Origin of the sequence: Rathayibacter sp. AY1G1, from assembly GCF_002932095.1 — a bacterium.
Classification (GTDB): Bacteria; Actinomycetota; Actinomycetes; order Actinomycetales; family Microbacteriaceae; genus Rathayibacter.
Genome location: NZ_PSUZ01000002.1, coordinates 101,463 through 125,008 on the forward strand (window position 1 = coordinate 101,463; position 23,546 = coordinate 125,008).

Below are 23,546 nucleotides of genomic sequence, written 5' to 3' on the forward strand. Positions count from 1 at the left end.
CAGAACGGCCAGCCGCGGCCCAGGATCCGAGCGCACACTGAGCGGATGAGACGCCGCCGCCCCCGCCCCCGCGCCGACTGGATCGTCGCCCTCGAGAAGGGCGACGACGCCGGGCTCTTCGGACCGGGCAGCGCGGTCTGGGCGGTCAACGGCGGCCTGCCCACGATGATCGCCGGAGTGCGGGCTCTGCTCATGCAGACCCTCCATGCCGGAGCGATGGCCGGTGTGCACGACCACTCCCGCTACCGCGAGGACCCGATGGGCCGCCTCGACAACACGGTCCGCTGGGTCCTGACCACCAGCTTCGGCGACACCGCCGCGGCGAGCGGAGCGGCGCGCTGGGTGACCGGCGTGCACGAGCGGATCGTCGGCTCCTACGAGGACGCCGGCGGGCGTGAGCGCTCCTACTCGGCGCAGGACCCCCGCCTGCTGCTCTGGGTGCACGACGCCTTCACCGACGCGTTCCTCGGCGCCCACGAGATCTGGGGCGGACGGATCCCCGGCGGCCCCGACGCCTACGTGCGCGAGTGGGCCGCCTCCGGCCGGCTGCTCGGAGTGCAGGATCCGCCCGAGAGCGTCGCGGAGCTCCGCGCGCAGCTCGCCGGATTCGCGGGCGAGCTCAAGCCCGACGCACGCGTGCACGAGGCGGTCGGGTTCCTCCGCGACATCCGGCTGCCGGGCGAGGCGGGCGTGGTCTACCCGCTGCTGTTCGCCGGCGCGGTCGCCTCGCTCAGCCCCGAGGTGCGGAGGCTCCTAGGCCTCCGGCGCCCGTGGTGGCCCGCGATCACGGCGAACCGCCTGCTGTTCGTGTTCCTGGGCCGGTATCTCGGCCGGGTCTCGCCGAGCGAGCAGGCCGCGATCGACCGCATCGCCGGCCTCGACCAGGTTCGCACCGGCGCCTGACGCTCTTCCCGTACACCTGTCCGGGAAGTGGTAGACTGACGTCGATGACTCCCGCCCGCCTCGCCTCCGTGCCCGCGGCGGAGTCCCCCTCGGCGCTCGGCTCCGCCGATCCGCGAGCCCGGCGCACCCGCCGCCGCGTGTTCGACGCGGTCGAGCGGCTCGTCATGCAGAGCGACGGCGAGAGGGCCGAGGGCATCGCGGTGAGCGACATCGTGCGCGAGGCCGGGATCAGCCGCAGCTCGTTCTACGCCCACTTCGACGACGCGGCGGGAGTCGCCTCCGCGCTGCTCCGCCAGGACCTCGTGGTCGCCGACGTCGCCGAGGGCGATCCCGCCGACCGCTCCGGAGCCGACGCCCTGCAGCGCGGCTACTCGCGGCTCGTCGAGCGGCTGGTCGACCGCCACGCCTTCCATGCCCGGCTCCGCGCGCGGGCCTCCGCCCGGGTCGCCTCCGACGACGCCGTGCTCGACACGGCGCTCGCCCTGCACCGCGAGGTGCTCGCCCGGGTCGACGTCCCCGCAGCGGTCGACCCCGAGCTCACCGCGGTCTTCGCGGCCGGCGGCGTCCTCTCCGTGGTCGGCGCCTGGCTCGCCGGCTCCCTCGACGGCACCGACGAGGAGCTGGTCGAGCACCTCGTCGCGCTGCTCCCGGCCTGGCTCGCCGCTGCGCCGCTGCGCCCCCTGGACTCCTCACTCCCACCACGCCCCACGACGAAAGGCACGACATGATGACATTCGAGGTCGGCGAGACCCTGGTCTACCCGCACCACGGAGCGGTGACGATCACCGGGCTCGAGAAGCGCTCGGTCAAGGGCGTCGAGAAGACGTTCATGACGATGAACGTGCATACCAGCGAGCTCACCATCACCCTCCCCGTCGAGAACGCCGAGCTCGTCGGCGTCCGCGAGATCATCGACGACGCCGGAGTCCAGGCGGTCTACGACGTCCTGCGCAGCGACGTCGCGGAGGAGGCCAGCAACTGGTCCCGCCGCTTCAAGGCCAACCAGGAGAAGATGGCCAGCGGCAGCGTGTACCGCGTCAGCGAGGTCGTCCGCGACCTGTGGCGCCGCGAGCAGGCGGGCGGCGTCTCGGCCGGCGAGAAGCGGATGCTCCTCAAGGCGCGTCAGATCCTCGTGTCGGAGCTCTCGCTCGCCCTGAAGGGCACCGACGAGGAGGCCTCGGCCAAGCTCGACGAGGTCCTCGCCTCGGCGATCTGACCCCGCGTCGCGGCGGGTCGGCTCACTCGGGCCGGCACGCCGCGATGATCCTCGCGGCGACCTCGTCCTGCGAGGCGGAGCCGTCGATCCGCACCAGGAGCTCGCGCTCGTCGTAGACCTCCGCCAGAGGAGCCGTCTCGCGCTCGTAGACCTCGATCCGGTTCCGCACCACCTCGGGGTCGTCGTCGGCGCGGTCCTGCTCCTGCGCCCGCACGTGCAGCCGTTCGACGACCACGTCCACGTCGGCCGTCAGCAGCACGACGCACGAGAGCGGTGTACCCCGCTCCTCGAGGAGCTCCGCCAGCGCGTCCACCTGGGCGAGCGTGCGCGGGTAGCCGTCGAGGATGAACCCGTCCCGGGCGTCCTCCTCGGCGATGCGCTCGGCGACCAGGGCGTTCGTCAGCTCGTCCGGCACGTACTCGCCGGCCTCCACGAGCGCCCGCAGACGCCGTCCGAGGTCGGTGCCGTCGGCGACGTGCGCGCGGAACAGATCGCCGGTGGAGATCGCCGGCACCCCCAGCTCGCGCGACAGCACGGCCGCCTGGGTGCCCTTGCCCACGCCGGGCGGGCCCATCATGATGACGCGCATCGCTCGTCCTCCTCGGTGTCGTCAGGCGATGCTAGCGGTGCGGAGCAGGGTGGCCGGTGCACCTCGCGCCCGTAGGCTGGCGGGACGAGCCGAGGAGGAGCGATGCCCGCAGCACCCGGGGCCGAGCAGGCCGCTGCCGATCTGGCTGCGCTCCTGCGCGAGGTCTCCGCCGAGCTCGACGCCCGCGGCATCGCCGACCAGGCCGTCGCCGAGCTGCGGACGCCGCGCGCGATCCTCGGCTTCCACCGCAAGCCGGTGATGGCGCCGGTGACCCGCGCGTGGCGCCTCGGCGTGCTCCTCCTCGGACGCGAGGGAGAGCTCCTCGCGACGGGCTCTGTCACGCGTGCCGTCGCTCCGCTGCACGCCAACAACCAGTCCGAGTCGCAGGAGGCGCGCCGCGAGATCCGGCGCGCCGCCTTCGACGGTCCGTTCCAGGAGGGCGAGATCGTCAACTACGGCTGCCGGCGCCTCGCACTGGACGCCGCAGCGCTCGAGTCGGGCCAGGAGCCGCTGGCACTGCACGGCTCCGAGGTGCTCGTGCGCTGGGCGCCCGGTCTGGGAGAGCAGGGACTGATGCCGCTGCGCCGGTACCTGGCCGACCGCCTCGACCTCCTCGAGGCCGACTAGCGCCGGGTCACTCCTCCTCGGCCACCGGGTGGAACCACGGCGGGTAGACGGCGACGCGGGGAGAGGCGTCGATGCCCTCGAAGAGAGCCTTGACGCGGTTGCGGGCGGCGACCGACGCCACGCCGACCGTCGCGACGCCCTCGAGCGGGAAGCGCTCGGGCACGAGCGCCTCGGCGCTGCGCAGGGCCGGCTCGTCGACCAGGAGGCGCGCGAAGGTGCGCACGAGCGCGTCGCCCTCGGTGAAGCGCGTGAGGACGTGGGAGGCGTCGCCGTCGCTCAGGACCGGGGCGGAGGCGAGCGAGCCCACCAGGACGACGTACTGCGAAGCGGTGGTCTCGTGGGCGCTCGGCGACCAGTGCGGAGCGACCCGCTCGCCGCGCAGGTCGGCCCAGAGGGCGGCGTCGGGGGAGAGGAAGAAGGGCACGAAGCCGGCGACGCTGACGCCGTCCTTCACCTGCACGGCACGGCGGTGCTCGCGGGTGGTCTCGGCGCTGACGTCGATCGCGGGGCGCTCCTGGAGCTGCTGGTCCGCCAGGATCGCGCCGGCGGCGACGATCGCCTCGAGGTTGTCGAGGTGGGTGACGTGGTAGATCCGCTGCGCGGCGATGTCGACCTTCGGCAGGGGCTTCTCGCGCGCCGTGCCGCGGGCGGCGGCACGGGCGGTGGCCGCACGGGAGGTCCCGGGCACGCGCGCGGGGGCGCGGGTGGCACGGCCGACCTGCTCGGGGAGCTTCTTCGGGGTGCAGACGTCGCAGAGCGCGATGTCGAGGCCGTGGATGCATTCGGTGGGCACTCTGGATTCCTTCTGCGCGCGGGCTCGGGGTTCCTCCGCAGGGACGACGTTACGCGACCGGGGCCCTCGCGCGTCCCGGCGGCGGCGATCCGCGGGGCCGCGGCGTCCGCCCGGGCATCCTCTGGGAGGCGCCGGAGCACCGCTCCCCGCCGCGTAGCGTGAGCGGGATGAAGCGCGTGCCGCCCGCCGAGGGCCAGGAATCCGTCTGGGACTACCCGCGACCCCCGAGGGTCGAGACCACCACCGAGCACGTGGTCGTGCGGCTGGGCGGCGTCGTCGTCGCCGAGACCCGCGACGCTCTCCGCGTCCTCGAGACGAGCCACCCTCCCGTCTACTACCTCCCCGTGTCCTCGTTCGCGCCCGGGGCGCTCGAGCCCGCGCCCGGCCGCAGCATCTGCGAGTTCAAGGGCGCGGCCTCCTACCTCACCGTGCGCGGGGGAGGAGGAGCGGTCGCGGAGGCGGCGGGCTGGACGTACCCCGAGCCGATGGACGGCTTCGAGGCCCTCGTCGACACGGTCGCCCTCTACCCCGCCCGGATGGACTCCTGCACCGTCGACGGCGAGGCGGTCCAGCCGCAGCCGGGCGACTTCTACGGCGGCTGGATCACCTCGCGCGTGGTCGGTCCGTTCAAGGGCTCGCCGGGCACGATGTTCTGGTGAATCAGACGGGGGAGGGCGGACCGAGCGGGTCCTGGACGAGGACCGCTCGTGCGGCGTCGATCCCCGAGGCCTCCAGCGTCCATTCCGGCCGCACCAGGGTCTCCGGTGTGACGCGGAACCGCAGCTCCTCGACCGGCGCACCGTCCGGACCGACGATCCGGTGCGTCCCGTTCGGCCGGTAGCCGAGGGCCTCCGAGACCCGGATCGAGCGGGTGTTCCAGGCGAGAGCGGCGCTCTCGGCGACCTCGGCTCCGAGGTGGTCGAAGGCGAGGAGGAGCACGGCGGCGCGCATCTCCTGCCCGAGGCCGCGGCCCTGCGCCGAGCGGGTGAGCCACGAGCCCGAGGTCAGGGTGCGGGTGGCGGCGAAGGACTCGGCGACCACGTCCTGGCAGCCGACGACCCGGCCGTCCTCGACCACGGCGAACGCGACGCGCCACGACTCCCGCGTCGTCTGCGCGCGCTGCGACCAGTGGAAGCGGGCGAGCTCGCCGGGCAGGCGCTCCGCCGGCGCCTCGGCCCAGGGGGAGGGGAACGGCGAGCGGCCGCTCTCGTGCACGCCCGCGAGGGCTGCCTCGGCGAGAGGGCCGAGGTCGGCGTCGCGGACCGGATGCAGCTCGAGCCGCGGCGTGCGCAGCTCCAGCGAGAACAGGGGCCAGGGGTCGGTGCTCATCAGACGACGCTAGCGAGCGGAGGCGCGCACCGCGCGACCAGGCGGGTACCGGTGGTGGGACTCGAACCCACAAGCCCTCTCGGACAGAGCATTTTGAGTGCCCCGCGTCTGCCATTCCGCCACACCGGCTCATCACCAGCCCGTCGAGAATACCGTAGGCTCATCGGCGTGACTGACCAGGAACCCTCGTCGACCGCACCCCGTCGGGTCGTCGTCGCCGAAGACGAATCCCTCATCCGCCTCGACATCGTGGAGATCCTCCGCGACAACGGCTTCGAGGTCGTCGGCGAGGCCGGCGACGGAGAGACCGCTGTGGCCCTCGCCACCGAGCTGCGCCCCGATCTCGTCATCATGGACGTCAAGATGCCCCAGCTCGACGGCATCTCGGCGGCCGAGCGCCTCTCGAAGGCGCACATCGCGCCTGTCGTCCTGCTCACCGCCTTCAGCCAGAAGGAGCTCGTCGAGCGCGCCAGCGAGGCCGGAGCGCTCGCCTACGTCGTGAAGCCCTTCACGCCCAACGACCTGCTGCCCGCGATCGAGATCGCCCTCTCGCGGTACGCCCAGATCCTCACCCTCGAGGCCGAGGTCGCCGACATGGTCGAGCGCTTCGAGACCCGCAAGCTCGTCGACCGCGCCAAGGGCCTGCTCAACGAGAAGATGGGGCTCACCGAGCCCGAGGCGTTCCGCTGGATCCAGAAGGCCTCCATGGACCGCCGGCTCACCATGCACGACGTCGCGCAGGCGATCATCGAGCAGCTGAGCACGAAGAAGGCCTAGCGCGAGGCCGGGCCCGAGGGCCCACGGCCTCAGGGCCAGAGGCGGGTGCGCTCCCACGGGGAGCCGCCCGCCTCCGTCGTTCCCGGGCGGTACTCGAGACGGGTGTGATCCTGCTCCGGCGCGGTCGAGCCCTGCCAGAACTCGATGCGCTCGGGCACGACGCGGTAGACGGCCCACTCCCGGTCGAGCGTCGCGGGCGAGCAGCCCACGGCGACGCTGGTCTGGAGCGTGACGAGGCCGAAGTCCTGCGCGCTGCGCATCGGCTCGCTCTGGCGTCCGACGAGCAGGGCGGTGCGAGCGGCCTCGGAGCGGCGGCGGAAGTCGTCGGCCGACTCCTGCGCGGAGGCGCGCTCGACCCGGCCCTCGACCCGGACCTGACGGCCCTGGACCGGCCAGAAGAAGGTCAGCGCGGCGTGCGGGTTCTCCTCCATGGCGCGTCCCTTGGGGCTGGTGGCATGGGTGGAGAACGCCCAGCCCGCCTCGTCGATCTCGCGCAGCACGAGCACGCGCGCCGAGACCGTGCCGTCGTCGGAGGCGGTGGAGAGCGTGGCGCCGTGGGGGAGGAGCTGGCCCGCGTCCTTCGCCTCCTCGAGCCACTGCGCGAACAGCTCGAGAGGATCGGCCGGAGCCGCCTCCGCATCGAACGAGGGCAGCTCGGAGGGCATGGACGGGAGGCTCTTGAGGAGATGGCGAAGGCTCATCCGCTCAGTGTCGCCCTTCGGGCACCACCGGGCACAGTCGCGCGCCGTCGCTTGACAGTGCCGCTCGCCGCGGTGCCGGGTCCCCGAGCGGCGCGGCCGACCGGTCGATCCCCCGTCGCTCGCAGGCGCGGGCGGTCCCGACGGCGGTCGCGGTCCTGGGCGCGGTCGTCGCCCTCCGCTCCCGCGAGGGGGACCCGTCCGCTCCCGTCAGCGGGCGTCGCGGATGATGTTGGTGATCCGCACGGTGGAGAGGCGGCGCCCCTCCTGGTCGCGCACGACGATCTCGTGGGTGGTGAGGGTGGAGCCCAGGTGGATCGCGTCGCAGGTGGCGATCACGAAGCCCGAGTGGACCGACCGGCTGTGGCTCGCGTTCAGCTCGATGCCCATCGCCAGGCGGCCCGCGCCGGCGTGCACGTTCGCCGCGATCGAGCCCATCGACTCGGCGAGCACGACGTGCGCGCCGCCGTGCAGGATGCCGACCGGCTGCCGGTTGCCCTCGACGGGCATCGAGGCCACCGAGTGCTGCGGGGTGAGCTCGTGCCAGAGGATCCCCATCCGCTCGGCGAGCTCGCCCATGCCGCGGCCGATCCCGGCGACCAGGTCGAGCGCGGGCGGGCGGATCCAGGCGGTCGTGGTGGGGGTCGGCTCGGTCACGTCGCTCCTCGCGCTGGAGCCTCGGAGCGGCCCTGACCGGCGGGCGCGAGCGGGCCGATCCGGTGTCGGAGGCGCTGTGTAGTCTGGCCCTGTGTCAGATCCGGAACAGCCTACCCTCCTGCTCGTCGACGGCCATTCCCTGGCGTTCCGGGCGTTCTACGCGCTCCCGGTCGACAGCTTCCAGACCCGCGAGGGCCAGCACACGAACGCCATCCACGGCTTCCTCTCGATGCTGATCCTGCTGCTGAAGAACGAGAAGCCGACCCACCTCGGCGTCGCGTTCGACATCTCCCGCTACTCGTTCCGCACGCGCGAGTACCCGGAGTACAAGGGCACCCGCGGCGAGACGCCGCCCGAGTTCAAGGGCCAGGTCCCCCTCCTCGAGGAGGCGCTGCACGCCATGAACATCCGGACCGTCTCGAAGGAGGACTTCGAGGCCGACGACATCCTCGCGACGCTCGCGCGCCAGGGGGCCGAGGCCGGCTTCCGCGTGCTGGTCGTCTCGGGCGATCGCGACACCATCCAGCTGGTGACCCCGGACGTCACCCTGCTCTACCCCTCCACCCAGGGCGTCTCGCAGCTCACCCGCTACGACCGCGACAAGGTGTTCGAGAAGTACGGCGTCGAGCCGCACCAGTACCCCGAGATCGCCGCCCTCGTCGGCGAGACCAGCGACAACCTGCCCGGCGTCGACAAGGTCGGCCCCAAGACGGCCGCGAAGTGGGTCAACCAGTACGGCACGGTCGCCGACATCATCGCCCACGCCGACGAGATCAAGGGCGTGGTCGGCGAGAAGCTACGCGAGCAGAAGGAGAACGCGCTCCGCAACCGCCGCCTCAACCGGCTGGTGACGGACGTCGAGCTCCCCCTCGGGCCGCACGATCTGACGCGCCGTCCGATCGATCCCGACGCGGTCCGCGAGATCTTCAGCCGCCTCGAGTTCAAGACCCTGCAGGAGCGGGTCCTCACGATCGCCGCGGAGGAGGGCGTCGACGGCGCTGCCGCGGCCCTGGCGGGCGACGTGGTCACGACCTCCGCACCCGCCGTCCGCACCCTGGTCGACGAGGAGCTCGCGCACTGGCTCGACCGCGTGTCGGCGAAGGGCACCGCGCCGGTTGCCGTGCAGGTCCTGCTCGGAGCCGGCGGGCTCGAGGGTGTGGGCCTCGCGGTCGAGAAGGAGACGGCGTTCGTCCCGTGGGCCGCCGAGCGGCCCGACTACACCGCGCTCGAGCAGTGGCTGGCCGGGCCCGCCCCCAAGTACTTCGCCGACGCGAAGCCCCAGATCAAGGCGCTGCGGAGGGCCGGACTCCCCGTCGCGGGGCTCGCGTTCGACACCCGCGTCGCCTCCTGGCTGGTGCAGCCCACCGGGCATCCGGCCACGCTCGCGGCGCAGGTCGCGCAGCACCTCGACGAGACCATGGCGCAGGGCGACCCGAACCAGCTGGTCCCCACCGTCGAGCCGATGGGGCCCGCCACCGAGGCCTGGTACGCGTACCGGCTCGTCGCTCCGCTGCGCGAGCGGCTGGGCGAGGGGATGCTCTCGGTGCTCGTCGACATCGAGCTGCCGATCGTCCAGGTCCTCGCGACGATGGAGCTCACCGGCGTCGCGATCGACGCCGACGTGCTGGCGCGCCTCCGCGCCGAGCTGACCGTCTCGGCCGCCGACCTCGCGAGCCGCGCGTTCGCCGAGATCGGCCACGAGATGAACCTCGGCTCGCCCAAGCAGCTGCAGCAGGTCCTCTTCGAGGAGCTCGACATGCCGCGCACCCGGGCCACGAAGACGGGCTACACCACCGACGCCTCCGCCCTCGCCGACCTGCAGGAGTCCCACCCGCACCCGTTCCTCGGGCTGCTCCTCGAGCACCGCGACGCGACCAAGCTCAAGCAGATCATCGAGACGCTCGAGAAGTCGGTCACCGCCGACGGCCGGATCCACACCAGCTACGACCAGACCGGCACGGCCACCGGCCGGATCTCCTCCAACGACCCGAACCTGCAGAACATCCCCGTCCGCAGCGAGGTGGGCCGCCGCATCCGCACCGCCTTCGTCCACGGAGCGGACGCGAGCACCCTCCTCACCGCCGACTACTCGCAGATCGAGATGCGGATCATGGCGCACCTCTCCGGCGACGCCGGGCTGATCGAGGCCTTCCACTCCGGCGAGGACCTGCACCGCTTCGTCGGGTCGCGGATCTTCGGCGTCGATCCGGGCGACGTCACCTCGGCCATGCGCAACAAGGTCAAGGCGATGTCGTACGGCCTCGCCTACGGCCTGAGCGCCTTCGGCCTGTCGAAGCAGCTGCGCATCTCGAGCGCCGAGGCCAAGCAGCTGATGACCGACTACTTCGTCCGCTTCGGCGCGGTGAGGGACTACCTCCGCAGCGTCGTCGAGCAGGCCCGCGAGACCGGCTACACCGAGACGATCTTCGGTCGCCGGCGTCCGTTCCCCGACCTGCAGAGCGCGAACCGCGTCCTCCGCGACAACGCCGAGAGGGCGGCACTCAACTCGCCGATCCAGGGCTCGGCCGCCGACATCATGAAGCGCGCGATGATCGGCGTGCAGGCCGACCTCGACGAGCAGGGGCTCGGCTCTCGGATGCTCCTCCAGGTGCACGACGAGCTGATCTTCGACGTCGCCCCCGGCGAGGAGGAGCCGCTCGAGGCGATCGTCCGCGGCCGGATGGCGGGTGCCGCCGACCTGAGCGTCCCGCTCGAGGTGCAGGTGGGCCACGGGTCCGACTGGGACGTCGCCGCGCACTGAGCCGGCCGCAGGGCCTGGCTAGGCTCGGAGGCATGAGCACCGACACCCCCCGCGAGCCCACCGCCGTCGACGCCGTCGCCGAGCGCTGGGTCGACACGCTCGTCGACCTCGACCCCACCCTCGGCACCGCGATCGGACGCAGCGGCGCGAACGGCCGTCTGGGCGACTACTCGCCGGCCGGTCTCGAGCAGGCCCGGGCGGCGACCGCCTCGGCCCTCGCCGAGCTCGAGGCCGCCGACCCCGTGGACGACGTCGACCGCGTCACGGTCGCCGACCTCGGCGCCGAGCTCCGGCTCTCCCTGGAGGGGCACGACGCCGGTCTGCCGCTGCGGGACCTCAACGTGATCGCGTCCCCGGCGCAGGAGCTGCGCGACGTCTTCGACCTGATGCCGACGGACGAGGTCGCCGACTGGGAGGCGGTCGCCGAGCGGCTGCTGGCCGTGCCGGCCGCCCTCGAGGGCTACGCGGAGACCCTGCGCGAGGGGATCCGCACCGGCGTGGTCCCCGCCCGCCGCCAGGTCGAGCTCGTCGCCGAGCAGGCGCGGAAGATCGCCGCTCCCCGCGGGTTCTTCGCCGAGCTGGCCGCGGAGGCCGCTCCCGCCGCCGGATCCCTGCCCGCGTCGCTCGCTCAGCGGCTGGAGGACGGCGCCCGCCGTGCCTCGGCCGCCTACGGGTCGCTCGCGCAGTTCCTCCGGGGCGAGCTCGCCCCCGCCGCGACCGAGCAGGACGCCGTCGGCCGGGAGCTGTACGCGCTGCACTCCCGCCGCTTCCTCGGCGCTGTCGTCGACCTCGACGAGACCTACGAGTGGGGGATCGAGGAGCTGGCCCGCATGACGTCCGAGCAGGAGGCGATCGCGCGCGAGATCCTGCCCGGCGCCTCCGTCGCCGAGGCGATCGCCCACCTCGAGGCGGACCCGGCCCGCACTCTGCACGGCGTCGACGCTCTGCAGGCGTGGATGCAGGAGACCAGCGACCGCTCCGTCCGCGAGCTCGCCGGCACCGCCTTCGACATCCCGGAGGAGGTGCGCCGCCTCGAGTGCAGGATCGCGCCGACCCAGGAGGGCGGCATCTACTACACCGGTCCGAGCGACGACTTCTCGCGCCCGGGGCGGATGTGGTGGTCGGTCCCGGCCGGAGTCACCGAGTTCGCCACCTGGCGGGAGCTGACCACGGTCTACCACGAGGGCGTCCCGGGCCATCACCTGCAGATCGGCCAGGCCGTCCACAACCGCGCCCGCCTCAACACCTGGCGCCGTCAGCTCGCCGGGACCTCCGGCCACGCCGAGGGCTGGGCGCTCTACGCGGAGCGGCTGATGGAGCGCTTCGGCTACCTCGACGACCCGGCCGACCGCCTGGGCATGCTCGACGGCCAGCGGATGCGCGCGGCGCGCGTCGTGCTGGACATCGGCGTGCACCTCCAGAAGCCGATGCCGGGCTCCGGCACCGTCTGGACCGCCGAGTCGGCCCTCGACTTCATGCGGGCCAACGTGAACATGGACGACGCGTTCGTGCGCTTCGAGGTGAACCGGTACCTCGGCTGGCCGGGGCAGGCTCCGTCCTACAAGATCGGGCAGCGGATCTGGGAGCAGCTGCGCGACGAGGCGGAGGCGCGCGAGGGCGCCGCGTTCTCGCTCGCGGCCTTCCACCGGAGGGCGCTCGACCTCGGCGGCGTCGGTCTCGACACCCTCCGCTCCTCCCTCGCCGGCTGACTCCGGAACCCGCGCCTGGACGGGCGCGGCGAGATTGCCGTGCGCCTCCCGGGGCGTCTAAGCTGGGGTGTCACATCTGTGGCGCCGCCGTGCCCGCGGCGCGCGAGGAAGGCCGGTCCTCCGGCCGGCCGAGCGCGGCTCCCGGGCCGGAGGCACATCCCTCACCACCGCAGTGGTCACCACTCCGCCGAGCCGCGAGGCCCGCAGGCGGCCGCCGCCCGAGACCCATCCATCCTGGAGCATCCCTTAATGACAACCGCAACGACCGACAAGGCAACCAAGCAGGTCGCGATCAACGACATCGGGTCTGCTGAAGACTTTCTTGCCGCGGTCGAAAAGACTCTGAAGTTCTTCAACGACGGAGACCTCATCGAAGGCACCGTCGTGAAGATCGACCGCGACGAGGTCCTCCTCGACGTCGGCTACAAGACCGAGGGCGTCATCCCCTCGCGCGAGCTCTCCATCAAGCACGACGTCGACCCCTCCGAGGTCGTCAACGTGGGCGACAGCGTCGAGGCCCTCGTCCTCCAGAAGGAGGACAAGGAGGGTCGCCTGATCCTGTCCAAGAAGCGTGCGCAGTACGAGCGCGCGTGGGGCGACGTCGAGAAGATCAAGGAGTCGGACGGCGTCGTCACCGGCTCGGTCATCGAGGTCGTCAAGGGCGGTCTCATCGTCGACATCGGCCTCCGCGGCTTCCTCCCGGCCTCGCTCATCGAGCTGCGCCGTGTCCGCGACCTCACGCCGTACCTCGGCCAGGAGATCGAGGCGAAGATCCTCGAGCTCGACAAGAACCGCAACAACGTGGTCCTGTCGCGTCGCGCGCTCCTCGAGCAGACCCAATCCGAGAGCCGCACCACGTTCCTGAACAACCTGCACAAGGGTCAGGTCCGCAAGGGCGTCGTGTCGTCGATCGTCAACTTCGGTGCGTTCGTCGACCTCGGCGGCGTCGACGGTCTCGTCCACGTCTCCGAGCTCTCCTGGAAGCACATCGAGCACGCCTCCGAGGTCGTCGAGGTGGGCCAGGAGGTCACCGTCGAGATCCTCGAGGTCGACCTCGACCGCGAGCGCGTGTCGCTCTCGCTCAAGGCGACCCAGGAGGACCCGTGGCAGGTCTTCGCCCGCACCCACGCGATCGGACAGGTCGCGCCGGGCAAGGTCACGAAGCTGGTCCCGTTCGGTGCCTTCGTCCGCGTCGCGGACGGCATCGAGGGCCTCGTCCACATCTCCGAGCTGTCGGGCAAGCACGTCGAGCTCGCCGAGCAGGTCGTGTCGGTCGGCGAAGAGGTGTTCGTCAAGGTCATCGACATCGACCTCGACCGTCGCCGCATCTCCCTCTCGCTCAAGCAGGCGAACGAGAACGTCGACCCCGAGGGCACCGAGTTCGACCCGGCGCTCTACGGCATGGCCACGGAGTACGACGACCAGGGGAACTACAAGTACCCCGAGGGCTTCGACCCCGAGACCAACGAGTGGCGCGAGGGCTTCGAGTCGCAGCGCGAGGCCTGGGAGCTGGAGTACGCCGCTGCTCAGGCGCGCTGGGAGGCCCACAAGGCCCAGGTCGCCAAGTCGCAGGAGGAGGCGGCCACCGTCTCCGAGGGCGTCTCGGTCGGCGCCGGCTTCACCAGCGAGTCGACCACCGGCGGCACCCTCGCCGACGACGAGTCGCTCGCCGCGCTCCGCGAGAAGCTGTCCTCGAACAACTGATCGCGAGCACATCGCATCGAACGGCCGGTCCCCTCGGGGGCCGGCCGTTCGGCGTTCCGGGCGACGGCGCTGGGTAGGGTGGCCGGGTGCATCTCGTCGCCCTCACCGGAGGCATCGCCTCGGGCAAGTCCACCGTCGCCCGCCGTCTCGCCGAGCACGGAGCGGTGGTGGTCGACGCCGACGTCCTCGCGCGCGAGGTCGTCGAGCCGGGGGAGCCGGCGCTGGCGGCGATCGCCGAGCGCTTCGGCCCGTCCGTGATCCGCGCGGACGGCGCGCTCGACCGCCCGGCGCTCGGCGCGATCGTCTTCTCGGACGCGGCGGCCCGCGCCGACCTCAATGCGATCACCCATCCGGCGGTGACCCTCCGTTCGCAGCGGCTGTTCGCGGAGGCCGCCGAGGCGGACCCGGCCGCGGTGGTCGTATACGACGTCCCCCTCCTCGCCGAGGGCCGTGGAGCGGGGGAGTTCGACGAGGTGGTCGTCGTGCACGCGCCGCAGCACCTCCGCATCGAGCGTCTCGTCGCCCTCCGGGGACTGACCGAGGAGGAGGCTCGTGCGCGGGTCTCGTCGCAGGCGAGCGACGAGGAGCGCCTCGCCCTCGCCGACGTCGTGATCGACTCCTCCGGCACGCTGGAGGAGACGCTCGCTCGGACCGACGCGCTGTGGGAGCGTCTCGCCCGCTGACGGTCCGTCCCGGACACCCGCCCTCGTGGCCGAGCGGCCCGGCCGGAGAGCGCACCCCCGTTCGCCGCCAGCGCACGCGCCGTCCGGTGTCGGTGGTCGCGGCTACGCTTCGAACCATGGAGCCAACCCGTGCCGTGCACCCGTTCGAGGTCATCAGCGAGTACAAGCCGAGCGGTGACCAGCCCGGCGCGATCGCCGATCTGAGCGCCCGCATCAACGCCGGCGAGACCGATGTCGTCCTGCTGGGCGCCACCGGGACCGGCAAGTCCGCGACCACGGCCTGGCTCGTCGAGGCCGTGCAGCGCCCCACGCTCGTGCTCGCGCACAACAAGACCCTCGCCGCGCAGCTCGCCAACGAGTTCCGCGAGCTGTTCCCCAACAACGCCGTCGAGTACTTCGTCTCGTACTACGACTACTACCAGCCCGAGGCCTACGTCCCGCAGACCGACACCTTCATCGAGAAGGACAGCTCGGTCAACGCCGAGGTCGAGCGGCTGCGCCACTCCACCACGAACTCGCTCCTGAGCCGCCGCGACGTGATCGTGGTGTCGACCGTCTCGTGCATCTACGGCCTCGGCCAGCCCGAGCAGTACCTCGAGGCGATGGTGGCGCTCCAGGTCGGCCAGCGGGTCGACCGGGACCGCCTCATCCGCAAGTTCGTGTCGATGCAGTACGCGCGCAACGACGTCGACTTCGCCCGCGGCACCTTCCGGGTGCGGGGCGACACGATCGAGATCATCCCGATGTACGAGGAGCTCGCGATCCGGATCGAGATGTTCGGCGACGAGATCGAGGCGCTCTACACGCTCCACCCGCTCACCGGCGACATCGTCCGGAAGCTCGACTCCGTGTCGGTCTTCCCCGGCTCGCACTACGTCGCCAGCCAGGACGTCATGCACCGTGCGATCGACACCATCCAGCAGGAGCTCGAGGTGCGCCTGGCCGACCTCGAGAAGCAGAACAAGCTCCTCGAGGCGCAGCGCCTGCGGATGCGCACGACCTTCGATCTCGAGATGATGCAGCAGATCGGATTCTGCTCCGGCATCGAGAACTACTCCCGCCACATCGACGGCCGCGAGTCGGGCGAGGCCCCGCACTGCCTGCTCGACTACTTCCCGGACGACTTCCTCGTCGTGATCGACGAGTCGCACGTGACGGTGCCGCAGATCGGTGCGATGTACGAGGGCGACGCCTCCCGCAAGCGCACGCTGGTCGAGCACGGCTTCCGCCTGCCCTCGGCGATGGACAACCGGCCCCTGAAGTGGGAGGAGTTCAAGTCGCGCGTCGGCCAGACCGTCTACCTCTCGGCGACCCCGGGCCGCTACGAGATGGGCATCGCCGACGGCATCGTCGAGCAGATCATCCGCCCGACCGGCCTGATCGATCCCGAGATCGTCGTCAAGCCGACGAAGGGCCAGATCGACGACCTGCTCGAGGAGATCAAGCGCCGCACCGAGCGCGACGAGCGCGTGCTCGTCACGACGCTGACGAAGCGCATGGCCGAGGAGCTCACCGACTTCCTCACGGAGGCCGGCGTCCGGGTCCGCTACCTGCACTCCGACGTCGACACCCTGCGGCGCGTCGAGCTCCTCTCGGAGCTGCGAGCGGGCGTGTACGACGTCCTGGTCGGCATCAACCTGCTGCGCGAGGGGCTCGACCTGCCGGAGGTCTCGCTCGTGGCGATCCTCGACGCCGACAAGGAGGGCTTCCTCCGCTCGTCCACGTCGCTCATCCAGACGATCGGCCGTGCGGCGCGCAACGTCTCGGGCGAGGTCCACATGTACGCCGACAAGGTGACGGACTCGATGCGGCTCGCGATCGACGAGACCGACCGCCGACGCGAGAAGCAGGTCGCCTACAACCTCGACCACGGCATCGACCCGACGCCGCTGCGGAAGAAGATCGCCGACATCACCGACGCCCTCGCCCGCGAGGGGGCCGACACCGCCAAGCTGCTCGCCGGGCGCGACGCCAAGAAGAAGAGCCCGACGCCGAACCTGCGCCGTCAGGGTCTCGCCGCGAACGGCGGCAACGATCTCGAGGCGATCATCTCCGACCTCAACGGGCAGATGCTCCAGGCGGCGGGCGAGCTCAAGTTCGAGCTCGCGGCCCGGCTGCGGGACGAGGTCCAGGAGCTCAAGCGCGAGCTCCGCCAGATGGAGAAGGCCGGGCACCTGTCCTGATCGGGGGCGCTGATCCGCAAGGGGAGGGGCCCGCGGATCAGCGCCCAGCGAACGCCACGGGCGATGTCGGTGGCTCCGCATACACTTTCGGAGTGTCGATCCTGAACGCCGTTACGGACCCCTCCTCCACCCCCTCTCCCTCCTTCCACCGCTTCGTCTCCTCGCTCGACGAGTCGTCCTCGAAGCTGGTGGTGAGCGGCGCGCGGGTGCACAACCTGCAGAACGTCGACCTCGAGATCCCGCGCGACTCGATGGTGGTGTTCACCGGTCTCTCGGGCTCGGGCAAGTCCTCCCTGGCCTTCGACACGATCTTCGCGGAGGGCCAGCGGCGCTACGTCGAGTCCCTCTCCGCGTACGCCCGCCAGTTCCTCGGGCAGGTGGACCGGCCGGACGTCGACTTCATCGAGGGCCTCAGCCCCGCGGTCTCGATCGACCAGAAGTCGACGAACCGCAACCCGCGCTCCACCGTCGGCACGATCACCGAGATCTTCGACTACATGCGTCTGCTCTGGGCGCGCATCGGCGTCCCGCACTGCCCCATCTGCAGCGAGCGGATCTCCGCGCAGACCGTGCAGCAGATCGCCGACCAGCTGATGGAGCTCGAGACCGGTACCCGCTACCAGATCCTCAGCCCCGTCGTCTCGCAGAAGAAGGGCGAGTTCGTCGACCTCTTCAAGGAGCTGACCGCGGGCGGCTACTCCCGCGCCATGGTGGACGGGAAGCTCGTCCAGCTGAGCGAGCCGCCGGTGCTCAAGAAGCAGTACAAGCACGACATCTCCGTCGTGGTCGACCGGCTCGTGGCCGGCCCCGACATCCTCGGGCGCCTCACCGACTCGCTCGAGACGGCCCTGCGGCTCACCGACGGCATCGTGCAGATCAACTACGTCGACGGCGAGGGCGACGGCGCCTGGACCACCTACTCCGAGAAGCTGTCCTGCCCCAACAACCACCCGATCTCGCTGACCGAGATCGAGCCGCGGACCTTCTCCTTCAACGCGCCCTTCGGCGCCTGCCCGGAGTGCTCGGGCCTCGGCACGCGCATGTCGGTCGACGACGAGCTGCTGCTCGGCGACCCCGACCTGAGCATCGCCGAGGGCGTCATCATCCCCTGGACCACCCAGGGCAAGGGCTTGTTCCAGTACTACGAGAAGCTGCTCGACGGCCTCTCCCGCGACCTCGGCTTCACGCTCACCACCCCGTGGAAGCGCCTCAGCACCGAGGTGCAGCAGGCCGTCCTCCACGGCGACAACTTCGAGGTCAAGGTCAAGTGGAAGAATCGCTACGGCCGCGAGATGAGCTACACCTCGGGCTTCGAGGGCGTCGTGCCCTACATCGAGCGCCAGTTCGTCCAGGCCGAGACCGACGTCCAGCGCACCCGCTGGTCCGAGTTCCTCCGCGAGGTGCCCTGCCCCGTGTGCAAGGGCTCCCGCCTCAAGCCCGAGGTGCTCGCCGTGCTCGTGCACGGGGCGAGCATCGCGGACGTGGCCGACCTCAGCCTCGGCGACGCCCAGGACTTCATGAGCCGGCTCGAGCTGACCGACCGCGAGGCGCACATCGCCGCGCAGGTGCTACGCGAGATCCGCGCGCGCATCGACTTCCTCATCGAAGTCGGGCTCAACTACCTCAACCTCTCGCGCGCCGCCGCCTCCCTGTCGGGCGGCGAGGCGCAGCGCATCCGCCTGGCGACCCAGATCGGCTCCGGGCTGACCGGCGTGCTCTACGTGCTCGACGAGCCGAGCATCGGCCTGCACCAGCGCGACAACCGCCGCCTGATCGACACCCTCATCAAGCTGCGCGATCTGGGCAACACGCTGATCGTGGTCGAGCACGACGAGGACACCATCCGCACCGCCGACTGGATCGTCGACATCGGCCCGGGCGCCGGGGTCAACGGCGGCAAGGTCGTGCACTCCGGCTCCTACGAGTCGCTGCTCGAGAACACCCACTCGCTGACCGGCGACTACGTCTCGGGCCGCAAGGCGATCGAGGTCCCGAAGAAGCGGCGGAAGATCGACCGCAAGCGGATGATCAAGGTCGTCGGGGCGAACGCCAACAACCTCCGCAAGGTCGACGCGGAGTTCCCGCTCGGCACGTTCGTCGCGGTCACCGGGGTCTCCGGCTCCGGCAAGAGCACCCTCGTGAACGACATCCTCTACCGCGTGCTCGCCAACCAGCTCAACGGCGCCCGCAAGGTGCCGGGCAAGCACACGCGCGTCACCGGCCTCGAGAACCTCGACAAGGTCGTGCACGTCGACCAGAACCCGATCGGCCGCACGCCGCGCTCGAACCCCGCCACCTACACGGGCGTGTTCGACCGCATCCGCAACCTCTTCGCCGAGACCACCGAGGCGAAGGCGCGGGGGTACCTGCCCGGACGCTTCAGCTTCAACGTCAAGGGCGGCCGCTGCGAGGCCTGCTCGGGCGACGGCACCATCAAGATCGAGATGAACTTCCTGCCCGACGTCTACGTGGCGTGCGAGGTCTGCGGGGGAGCGCGCTACAACCGCGACACACTGACCGTGCACTACAAGGGCAAGAACATCGCCGAGGTGCTCGACATGCCGATCGCCGAGGCGGCCGACTTCTTCGAGCCCATCACGGCGATCCACCGCTTCCTCCGCACGCTGGTGGAGGTGGGCCTCGGCTACGTCCGCCTCGGCCAGAGCGCGACCACGCTCTCCGGCGGCGAGGCGCAGCGCGTCAAGCTGGCCACCGAGCTCCAGCGCCGCTCCAACGGCCGCAGCGTCTACGTGCTCGACGAGCCGACGACGGGCCTGCACTTCGAGGACGTCCGCAAGCTCCTCCTCGTCCTCAACGGCCTGGTCGACAAGGGCAACACGGTGATCACCATCGAGCACAACCTCGACGTCATCAAGTCCGCCGACTGGCTGATCGACATGGGTCCCGAGGGCGGCGCCGGCGGCGGACAGGTGGTCGCGGTGGGCACCCCCGAGCACGTGGCGAAGGTCGAGGGCAGCCACACCGGCATGTTCCTCGCCGAGATCCTCGGCTGACGCGAGCGAGAGGCATGGCGCAGACAGTCGACTTCCGGCCGAAGCCGGGTGAGATCCCGACCCTCCCGGGCGTGTACCGCTTCACGGATGCCCGGGGGCGGGTGCTCTACGTGGGCAAGGCCAAGAACCTCCGCGCGCGGCTGAGCAACTACTTCGCCCCGCTGCCGAGCCTGCACGAGCGCACCCGGCGGATGGTCACCTCGGCCTCCGGCGTCGAGTGGACCGTTGTCGGCACCGACGTCGAGGCCCTGCAGCTCGAGTTCACCTGGATCAACGAGTTCGATCCCCCCTTCAACGTCAAGTTCCGCGACGACAAGTCCTACCCCTACATGGCGGTGACGCTCGGCGACGAGGCCCCGCGGGTGATGGTCACGCGGAACGCCAAGATCAGGAAGGCCCGCTACTTCGGGCCCTACCCGAAGATCTGGGCGATCCACGAGACGATCGACCTGATGATCAAGGCGTTCCCGATCAGGACCTGCAACGACTCCAACTACAAGCGCGCCATGCAGAGCGGCAAGCCCTGCTTCGCGTCGCAGATCGGCCGCTGCGGCGGGCCCTGCTCCCACCGTGTCACCTTCGCCGAGCACCGCGAGATGGTCGACCGCTTCGTCGCCTTCATGGGCAGCCACGACCGCCGGATGATCGGCGAGCTCGAGAAGGAGATGCGCGAGGCCGCCGCGGCGATGGAGTACGAGCGCGCCGGCAAGCTACGCGATCAGGCCGCCGCCCTCGACGCGGTCCTCGCCAAGAGCGCGGTCGTGCTCAAGGACAACGTGGACGTCGACCTCTACGCGATCGTCCACGACGAGCTCGCCGCCTCCGTGCAGCAGTTCCGGGTCCGCGGCGGGCGCATCCGCGGCGAGCGGGGCTGGGTCGTCGACAAGGAGCTCGACATGAGCACGGCGGAGCTCGTCGACACGGCCCTCCAGGCCGCCTACGAGACCGGCGACGTCCCGCCCCGGGAGGTCGTCGTGCCGGAGCTGCCCGAGGACACCGAGGCGCTCGAGGAGTGGCTGAGCGGACTGCGCGGCACGAACGTGCGCCTCCGAGCGGCCCAGCGCGGAGACAAGGCCGCCCTCCTCGAGACGGCGACGCAGAACGCGAAGCACTCGCTGATGCTCTACAAGACCCGCCGCTCCGCCGACTTCACCGCTCGGACGCAGGCCCTGGAGGACATCCGCGACGCCCTCGGCATGAGCGAGGCGCCGCTCCGGATGGAGTGCTACGACGTCTCCCACCTCAGCGGCACCAACATCGTCGCCTCGATGGTGGTCTTCGAGGACGGGCTCGCGCGGAAGGACCAGTACCGGCGGTTCTCCATCGCGGAGTCGACGGACGACACCGAGTCGCTGCACCAGGTGCTCACCCGCCGCCTCGCGTACCTCCGCGAGCCGGTCGAGCCCGCGGCGGTCGACCCCGAGACCGGCGAGGCCAAGCGGCGCAAGTTCTCGTACCCCCCGCAGCTGCTGATCGTCGACGGCGGCCAGCCGCAGGTCGCAGCCGCGCAGCGCGCGCTCGACGAGTCCGGGGTGACCGGCATCACCCTCTGCGGGATCGCCAAGCGCCTCGAGGAGATCTGGCTGCCGGACTCCGACTTCCCCGTCATCCTGCCGCGCAACAGCGATGCGCTCTTCCTCTTCCAGCGCATCCGCGACGAGGCGCACCGCTTCGCGATCACCCACCAGAGGACGCGTCGCAAGCGCGACATCTCGTCGCAGCTGGCCGAGGTGCCCGGGCTCGGAGGCACGCGAGTCCGCGACCTGCTGAAGCACTTCGGATCCGTCGCCCGGCTCCGCGAGGCGGGCGAGGCCGAGATCGCCGAGGTCAAGGGCATCGGCCCGACGCTGGCGGGCGCGATCCACGCGCACCTGCATCCGGACGGGTCCGCCGTCGGGGGCACGCCCTAGGCTGGAGGCCCGCGCTCCGGGGGAGAGCGGCCGGTGCCCGGCACCGAGGACACGAGCAGACACGAGCACGGAGAGCGCATGAGCACGGAGAGCGAGCAGCAGGACGTGCTGATCGTCACGGGGATGTCCGGAGCGGGCCGGTCCACGGCCGCGAACGCGCTGGAGGACCTCGGCTGGTACGTCGTCGACAACCTGCCGCCGCAGATGCTGCGCCCGCTGGTCGACCTGGCGCAGCGTGCAGGGGACACGCTGCCGAAGATCGCGGCGGTCGTCGACGTCCGCGGACGCGACTTCTTCGAGGACCTCGGCGACATCGTCCGCGAGCTGCGCGCCGGGGTCGACCTCCGAGTGGTGTTCCTCGAGGCCACCGACGCCGCGCTCGTCCGCCGCTTCGAGCAGGTGCGCCGTCCGCACCCGCTGCAGGGCCGGGGGACCCTCCTCGACGGCATCTCCGCCGAGCGGACGCGCCTCGCTCAGCTGCGGGAGTCGGCCGACATCGTCATCGACACCTCGGACCTCAACATCCACCAGCTGGCCACCAGCATCACCGAGCGCTTCGCCGAGGCCGGCCGCGCGGGCCTCCAGGTCACGGTGATGAGCTTCGGCTTCAAGTACGGGCTGCCGACGGACGCCGACATGGTGGCCGACGCGCGGTTCCTGCCGAACCCGTACTGGATCCCGGAGCTGCGTCCGCACACGGGTCTCGACGAAGAGGTGAGAGACTACGTGCTGGCCCAGCAGGGCGCCGAGGAGTTCATCGACTCCTACTCCCGGGCCCTGCGCCCCGTGCTCGACGGCTACCAGCGCGAGAACAAGCGCCACGCGACCATCGCGATCGGCTGCACGGGAGGCAAGCACCGCTCCGTCGCGGTCGCGGGCCGTGTCGCGGCCCGTCTGGCCGAGCTGCCGGGCGTCGCCGTCAACGTGGCGCACCGCGACCTCGGCCGAGAATGATCCCCGCGCGCTCAGCCGCGCACCCGACGTAAGGAAGACTCCGTGGCCCTCACCGCAGACGTCAAGGGCGAACTGGTCGCGATCGTCTCGCGCAAGAACACCGTCCGTGCCGCCGAACTGGCGACCATCCTCCGCTTCTCCGGAGGACTGCACATCATCTCCAACCGCCTCGCGGTCGAGGTCGAGCTCGATTCCGCCCCGCTCGCGACCCGCGTGCGCCGCGACCTCGCCGAGCTGTACGGCGTCCGCAGCGAGGGCAGCATCGTCTCGGCCGGCGGATCCCGGAGGACCACGAGCTGGCTGGTGCGCGTCGTCGAGGGCGGGGACACCCTCGCCCGGCAGACCGGCCTCCTCGACCAGCGGGGCCGGCCCGTCCGCGGCCTGCCCAACCGCCTCACGACCGGCTCCCGCGAGGAGCTCGCCGCCCTGTGGCGCGGCGCCTTCCTCGCCCAGGGCTCGCTGACCGACCCGGGCCGCTCCGCGGCGCTCGAGATCATCTGCCCCGGCAACGAGGCGGCCATGGCGATCGTCGGAGCCGCCGGACGCCTGGGAGTCCAGGCCAAGTCCCGCGAGGTGCGCGGCGTCCACCGGGTCGTCATCCGCGACGGCGAGAGCATCAGCGCGATGCTCACCCTGATGGGCGCGACCGCGACCGTCGCGAGCTGGGAGGAGCTGCGCCAGCGCCGCGAGGTGCGGGCGACCGCGAACCGCCTCGTCAACTTCGACGACGCGAACCTCCGCCGCTCCGCCCAGGCCGCCGTCGCGGCGTGCGCCCGCGTCGAGCGCGCGATGGAGATCCTGGGCGACGACATCCCCGAGCACCTCCGCTACGCCGGGCGCCTGCGCCTCGCGCACCGCGACGCGAGCCTCGACGAGCTCGGCCACCACGCCGATCCGCCGATGACGAAGGACGCCGTCGCCGGCCGCATCCGCCGCCTCCTCGCGATGGCCGACAAGCGCGCGTCCGACCTCGACATCCCGGGCACCGACGCGAACCTCCCGGCCGAGCTGCAGGACCTGTAGGCCCGGCCGCACGGCG

At 71.5% G+C, this 23,546-nt stretch carries 20 protein-coding genes and 1 tRNA gene; 15 read left to right on the forward strand and 6 right to left on the reverse strand.

Features of this window, described 5'->3' with window-relative positions; translation table 11 throughout:
* Window positions 1-45: 45 nt before the first annotated feature.
* From C5C36_RS01725 to C5C36_RS01735, 3 genes are read left to right on the forward strand one after another with little or no spacing between them, the layout of a single operon-like run.
* The gene (locus tag C5C36_RS01725) at window positions 46-903 is read left to right on the forward strand and encodes an oxygenase MpaB family protein (protein ID WP_104221875.1); all 858 of its coding nucleotides are present in this window, start codon (window positions 46-48) and stop codon (window positions 901-903) included.
* A gap of 44 nt (window positions 904-947) precedes the next feature.
* Window positions 948-1,631, forward strand: coding sequence for a TetR/AcrR family transcriptional regulator (locus C5C36_RS01730; RefSeq protein ID WP_104221877.1), 684 nt, complete (start codon window positions 948-950; stop codon window positions 1,629-1,631).
* Window positions 1,631-2,119, forward strand: coding sequence for a CarD family transcriptional regulator (locus C5C36_RS01735; RefSeq protein ID WP_068257183.1), 489 nt, complete (start codon window positions 1,631-1,633; stop codon window positions 2,117-2,119). Before C5C36_RS01730 ends, C5C36_RS01735 begins: the two co-directional genes overlap by 1 nt.
* A gap of 22 nt (window positions 2,120-2,141) precedes the next feature.
* Here C5C36_RS01735 and C5C36_RS01740 read toward each other — a convergent pair whose 3' ends face one another.
* The gene (locus C5C36_RS01740) at window positions 2,142-2,708 is read right to left on the reverse strand and encodes an adenylate kinase (protein WP_104260728.1); all 567 of its coding nucleotides are present in this window, start codon (window positions 2,706-2,708) and stop codon (window positions 2,142-2,144) included.
* A gap of 102 nt (window positions 2,709-2,810) precedes the next feature.
* On the opposite strand from C5C36_RS01740, the gene C5C36_RS01745 reads away from it, so the two are divergent.
* Entirely contained in the window at window positions 2,811-3,335 is a 525-nt protein-coding gene (locus C5C36_RS01745) for a hypothetical protein (protein WP_104221881.1), read from the forward strand.
* A gap of 7 nt (window positions 3,336-3,342) precedes the next feature.
* On the opposite strand, the gene C5C36_RS01750 is transcribed toward C5C36_RS01745, so the two are convergent.
* On the reverse strand, window positions 3,343-4,128 hold the full coding sequence (locus C5C36_RS01750) for a DarT ssDNA thymidine ADP-ribosyltransferase family protein (protein ID WP_104221883.1): 786 nt from the start codon (window positions 4,126-4,128) through the stop codon (window positions 3,343-3,345).
* Window positions 4,129-4,295: 167 nt separating this feature from the next.
* Here C5C36_RS01750 and C5C36_RS01755 point away from each other — a divergent pair, with 167 nt between their 5' ends.
* Window positions 4,296-4,787, forward strand: a complete 492-nt coding sequence (locus tag C5C36_RS01755; RefSeq protein ID WP_104309123.1) for a DUF427 domain-containing protein — start codon at window positions 4,296-4,298, stop codon at window positions 4,785-4,787.
* A 1-nt stretch (window position 4,788) separates the two neighbouring features.
* On the opposite strand, the gene C5C36_RS01760 is transcribed toward C5C36_RS01755, so the two are convergent.
* Together C5C36_RS01760 and C5C36_RS01765 are read right to left on the reverse strand one after the other, a co-directional pair.
* Window positions 4,789-5,457, reverse strand: coding sequence for a GNAT family N-acetyltransferase (locus C5C36_RS01760; protein WP_104309124.1), 669 nt, complete (start codon window positions 5,455-5,457; stop codon window positions 4,789-4,791).
* 46 nt (window positions 5,458-5,503) lie between these two features.
* A tRNA-Leu gene (locus C5C36_RS01765) sits at window positions 5,504-5,586 on the reverse strand.
* 39 nt (window positions 5,587-5,625) lie between these two features.
* On the opposite strand from C5C36_RS01765, the gene C5C36_RS01770 reads away from it, so the two are divergent.
* Window positions 5,626-6,234: an ANTAR domain-containing response regulator gene (locus tag C5C36_RS01770; protein WP_104221889.1), complete on the forward strand. Its 609-nt coding sequence runs from the start codon at window positions 5,626-5,628 to the stop codon at window positions 6,232-6,234.
* Window positions 6,235-6,263: 29 nt separating this feature from the next.
* On the opposite strand, the gene C5C36_RS01775 is transcribed toward C5C36_RS01770, so the two are convergent.
* Window positions 6,264-6,935, reverse strand: coding sequence for a pyridoxal 5'-phosphate synthase (locus tag C5C36_RS01775; RefSeq protein WP_104232645.1), 672 nt, complete (start codon window positions 6,933-6,935; stop codon window positions 6,264-6,266).
* A 207-nt stretch (window positions 6,936-7,142) separates the two neighbouring features.
* Entirely contained in the window at window positions 7,143-7,589 is a 447-nt protein-coding gene (locus C5C36_RS01780; protein WP_374953047.1) for a PaaI family thioesterase, read from the reverse strand.
* A gap of 91 nt (window positions 7,590-7,680) precedes the next feature.
* On the opposite strand from C5C36_RS01780, the gene polA reads away from it, so the two are divergent.
* The 9 genes from polA (at window position 7,681) to whiA (ending at window position 23,530) form a co-directional block, all read left to right on the forward strand.
* Window positions 7,681-10,350, forward strand: a complete 2,670-nt coding sequence (polA, locus tag C5C36_RS01785; protein ID WP_104273125.1) for a DNA polymerase I — start codon at window positions 7,681-7,683, stop codon at window positions 10,348-10,350.
* Window positions 10,351-10,382: 32 nt separating this feature from the next.
* Entirely contained in the window at window positions 10,383-12,059 is a 1,677-nt protein-coding gene (locus tag C5C36_RS01790; RefSeq protein ID WP_104273124.1) for a DUF885 domain-containing protein, read from the forward strand.
* A 249-nt stretch (window positions 12,060-12,308) separates the two neighbouring features.
* Entirely contained in the window at window positions 12,309-13,763 is a 1,455-nt protein-coding gene (gene rpsA / locus C5C36_RS01795) for a 30S ribosomal protein S1 (protein WP_104225298.1), read from the forward strand.
* Window positions 13,764-13,849: 86 nt separating this feature from the next.
* On the forward strand, window positions 13,850-14,446 hold the full coding sequence (coaE, locus tag C5C36_RS01800; protein WP_104221899.1) for a dephospho-CoA kinase: 597 nt from the start codon (window positions 13,850-13,852) through the stop codon (window positions 14,444-14,446).
* 116 nt (window positions 14,447-14,562) lie between these two features.
* Window positions 14,563-16,629 carry an excinuclease ABC subunit UvrB gene (gene uvrB, locus C5C36_RS01805; RefSeq protein WP_104221901.1) on the forward strand — a complete coding sequence of 689 codons (2,067 nt, stop codon included), beginning with the start codon at window positions 14,563-14,565 and terminating at the stop codon, window positions 16,627-16,629.
* A gap of 188 nt (window positions 16,630-16,817) precedes the next feature.
* On the forward strand, window positions 16,818-19,643 hold the full coding sequence (gene uvrA, locus C5C36_RS01810; protein WP_244229661.1) for an excinuclease ABC subunit UvrA: 2,826 nt from the start codon (window positions 16,818-16,820) through the stop codon (window positions 19,641-19,643).
* Between the two features lie 14 nt (window positions 19,644-19,657).
* On the forward strand, window positions 19,658-21,553 hold the full coding sequence (uvrC, locus tag C5C36_RS01815; protein ID WP_104268633.1) for an excinuclease ABC subunit UvrC: 1,896 nt from the start codon (window positions 19,658-19,660) through the stop codon (window positions 21,551-21,553).
* A gap of 78 nt (window positions 21,554-21,631) precedes the next feature.
* On the forward strand, window positions 21,632-22,507 hold the full coding sequence (gene rapZ / locus C5C36_RS01820; protein ID WP_097166020.1) for an RNase adapter RapZ: 876 nt from the start codon (window positions 21,632-21,634) through the stop codon (window positions 22,505-22,507).
* 42 nt (window positions 22,508-22,549) lie between these two features.
* Window positions 22,550-23,530, forward strand: a complete 981-nt coding sequence (gene whiA / locus C5C36_RS01825; protein WP_104221905.1) for a DNA-binding protein WhiA — start codon at window positions 22,550-22,552, stop codon at window positions 23,528-23,530.
* Window positions 23,531-23,546 lie beyond the last annotated feature (16 nt).

Coding starts and splice junctions, on each gene's coding strand:
- C5C36_RS01775 (WP_104232645.1), bottom strand. CDS start 6,935: ATGAGCCTTCGCCATCTCCTCAAGAGCCTCCCGTCCATGCCCTCCGAG.
- C5C36_RS01725 (WP_104221875.1), top strand. CDS start 46: ATGAGACGCCGCCGCCCCCGCCCCCGCGCCGACTGGATCGTCGCCCTC.
- uvrC (WP_104268633.1), top strand. CDS start 19,658: ATGGCGCAGACAGTCGACTTCCGGCCGAAGCCGGGTGAGATCCCGACC.
- rapZ (WP_097166020.1), top strand. CDS start 21,632: ATGAGCACGGAGAGCGAGCAGCAGGACGTGCTGATCGTCACGGGGATG.
- C5C36_RS01755 (WP_104309123.1), top strand. CDS start 4,296: ATGAAGCGCGTGCCGCCCGCCGAGGGCCAGGAATCCGTCTGGGACTAC.
- C5C36_RS01740 (WP_104260728.1), bottom strand. CDS start 2,708: ATGCGCGTCATCATGATGGGCCCGCCCGGCGTGGGCAAGGGCACCCAG.
- C5C36_RS01760 (WP_104309124.1), bottom strand. CDS start 5,457: ATGAGCACCGACCCCTGGCCCCTGTTCTCGCTGGAGCTGCGCACGCCG.
- rpsA (WP_104225298.1), top strand. CDS start 12,309: ATGACAACCGCAACGACCGACAAGGCAACCAAGCAGGTCGCGATCAAC.
- C5C36_RS01745 (WP_104221881.1), top strand. CDS start 2,811: ATGCCCGCAGCACCCGGGGCCGAGCAGGCCGCTGCCGATCTGGCTGCG.
- uvrB (WP_104221901.1), top strand. CDS start 14,563: ATGGAGCCAACCCGTGCCGTGCACCCGTTCGAGGTCATCAGCGAGTAC.
- C5C36_RS01730 (WP_104221877.1), top strand. CDS start 948: ATGACTCCCGCCCGCCTCGCCTCCGTGCCCGCGGCGGAGTCCCCCTCG.
- C5C36_RS01735 (WP_068257183.1), top strand. CDS start 1,631: ATGACATTCGAGGTCGGCGAGACCCTGGTCTACCCGCACCACGGAGCG.
- C5C36_RS01790 (WP_104273124.1), top strand. CDS start 10,383: ATGAGCACCGACACCCCCCGCGAGCCCACCGCCGTCGACGCCGTCGCC.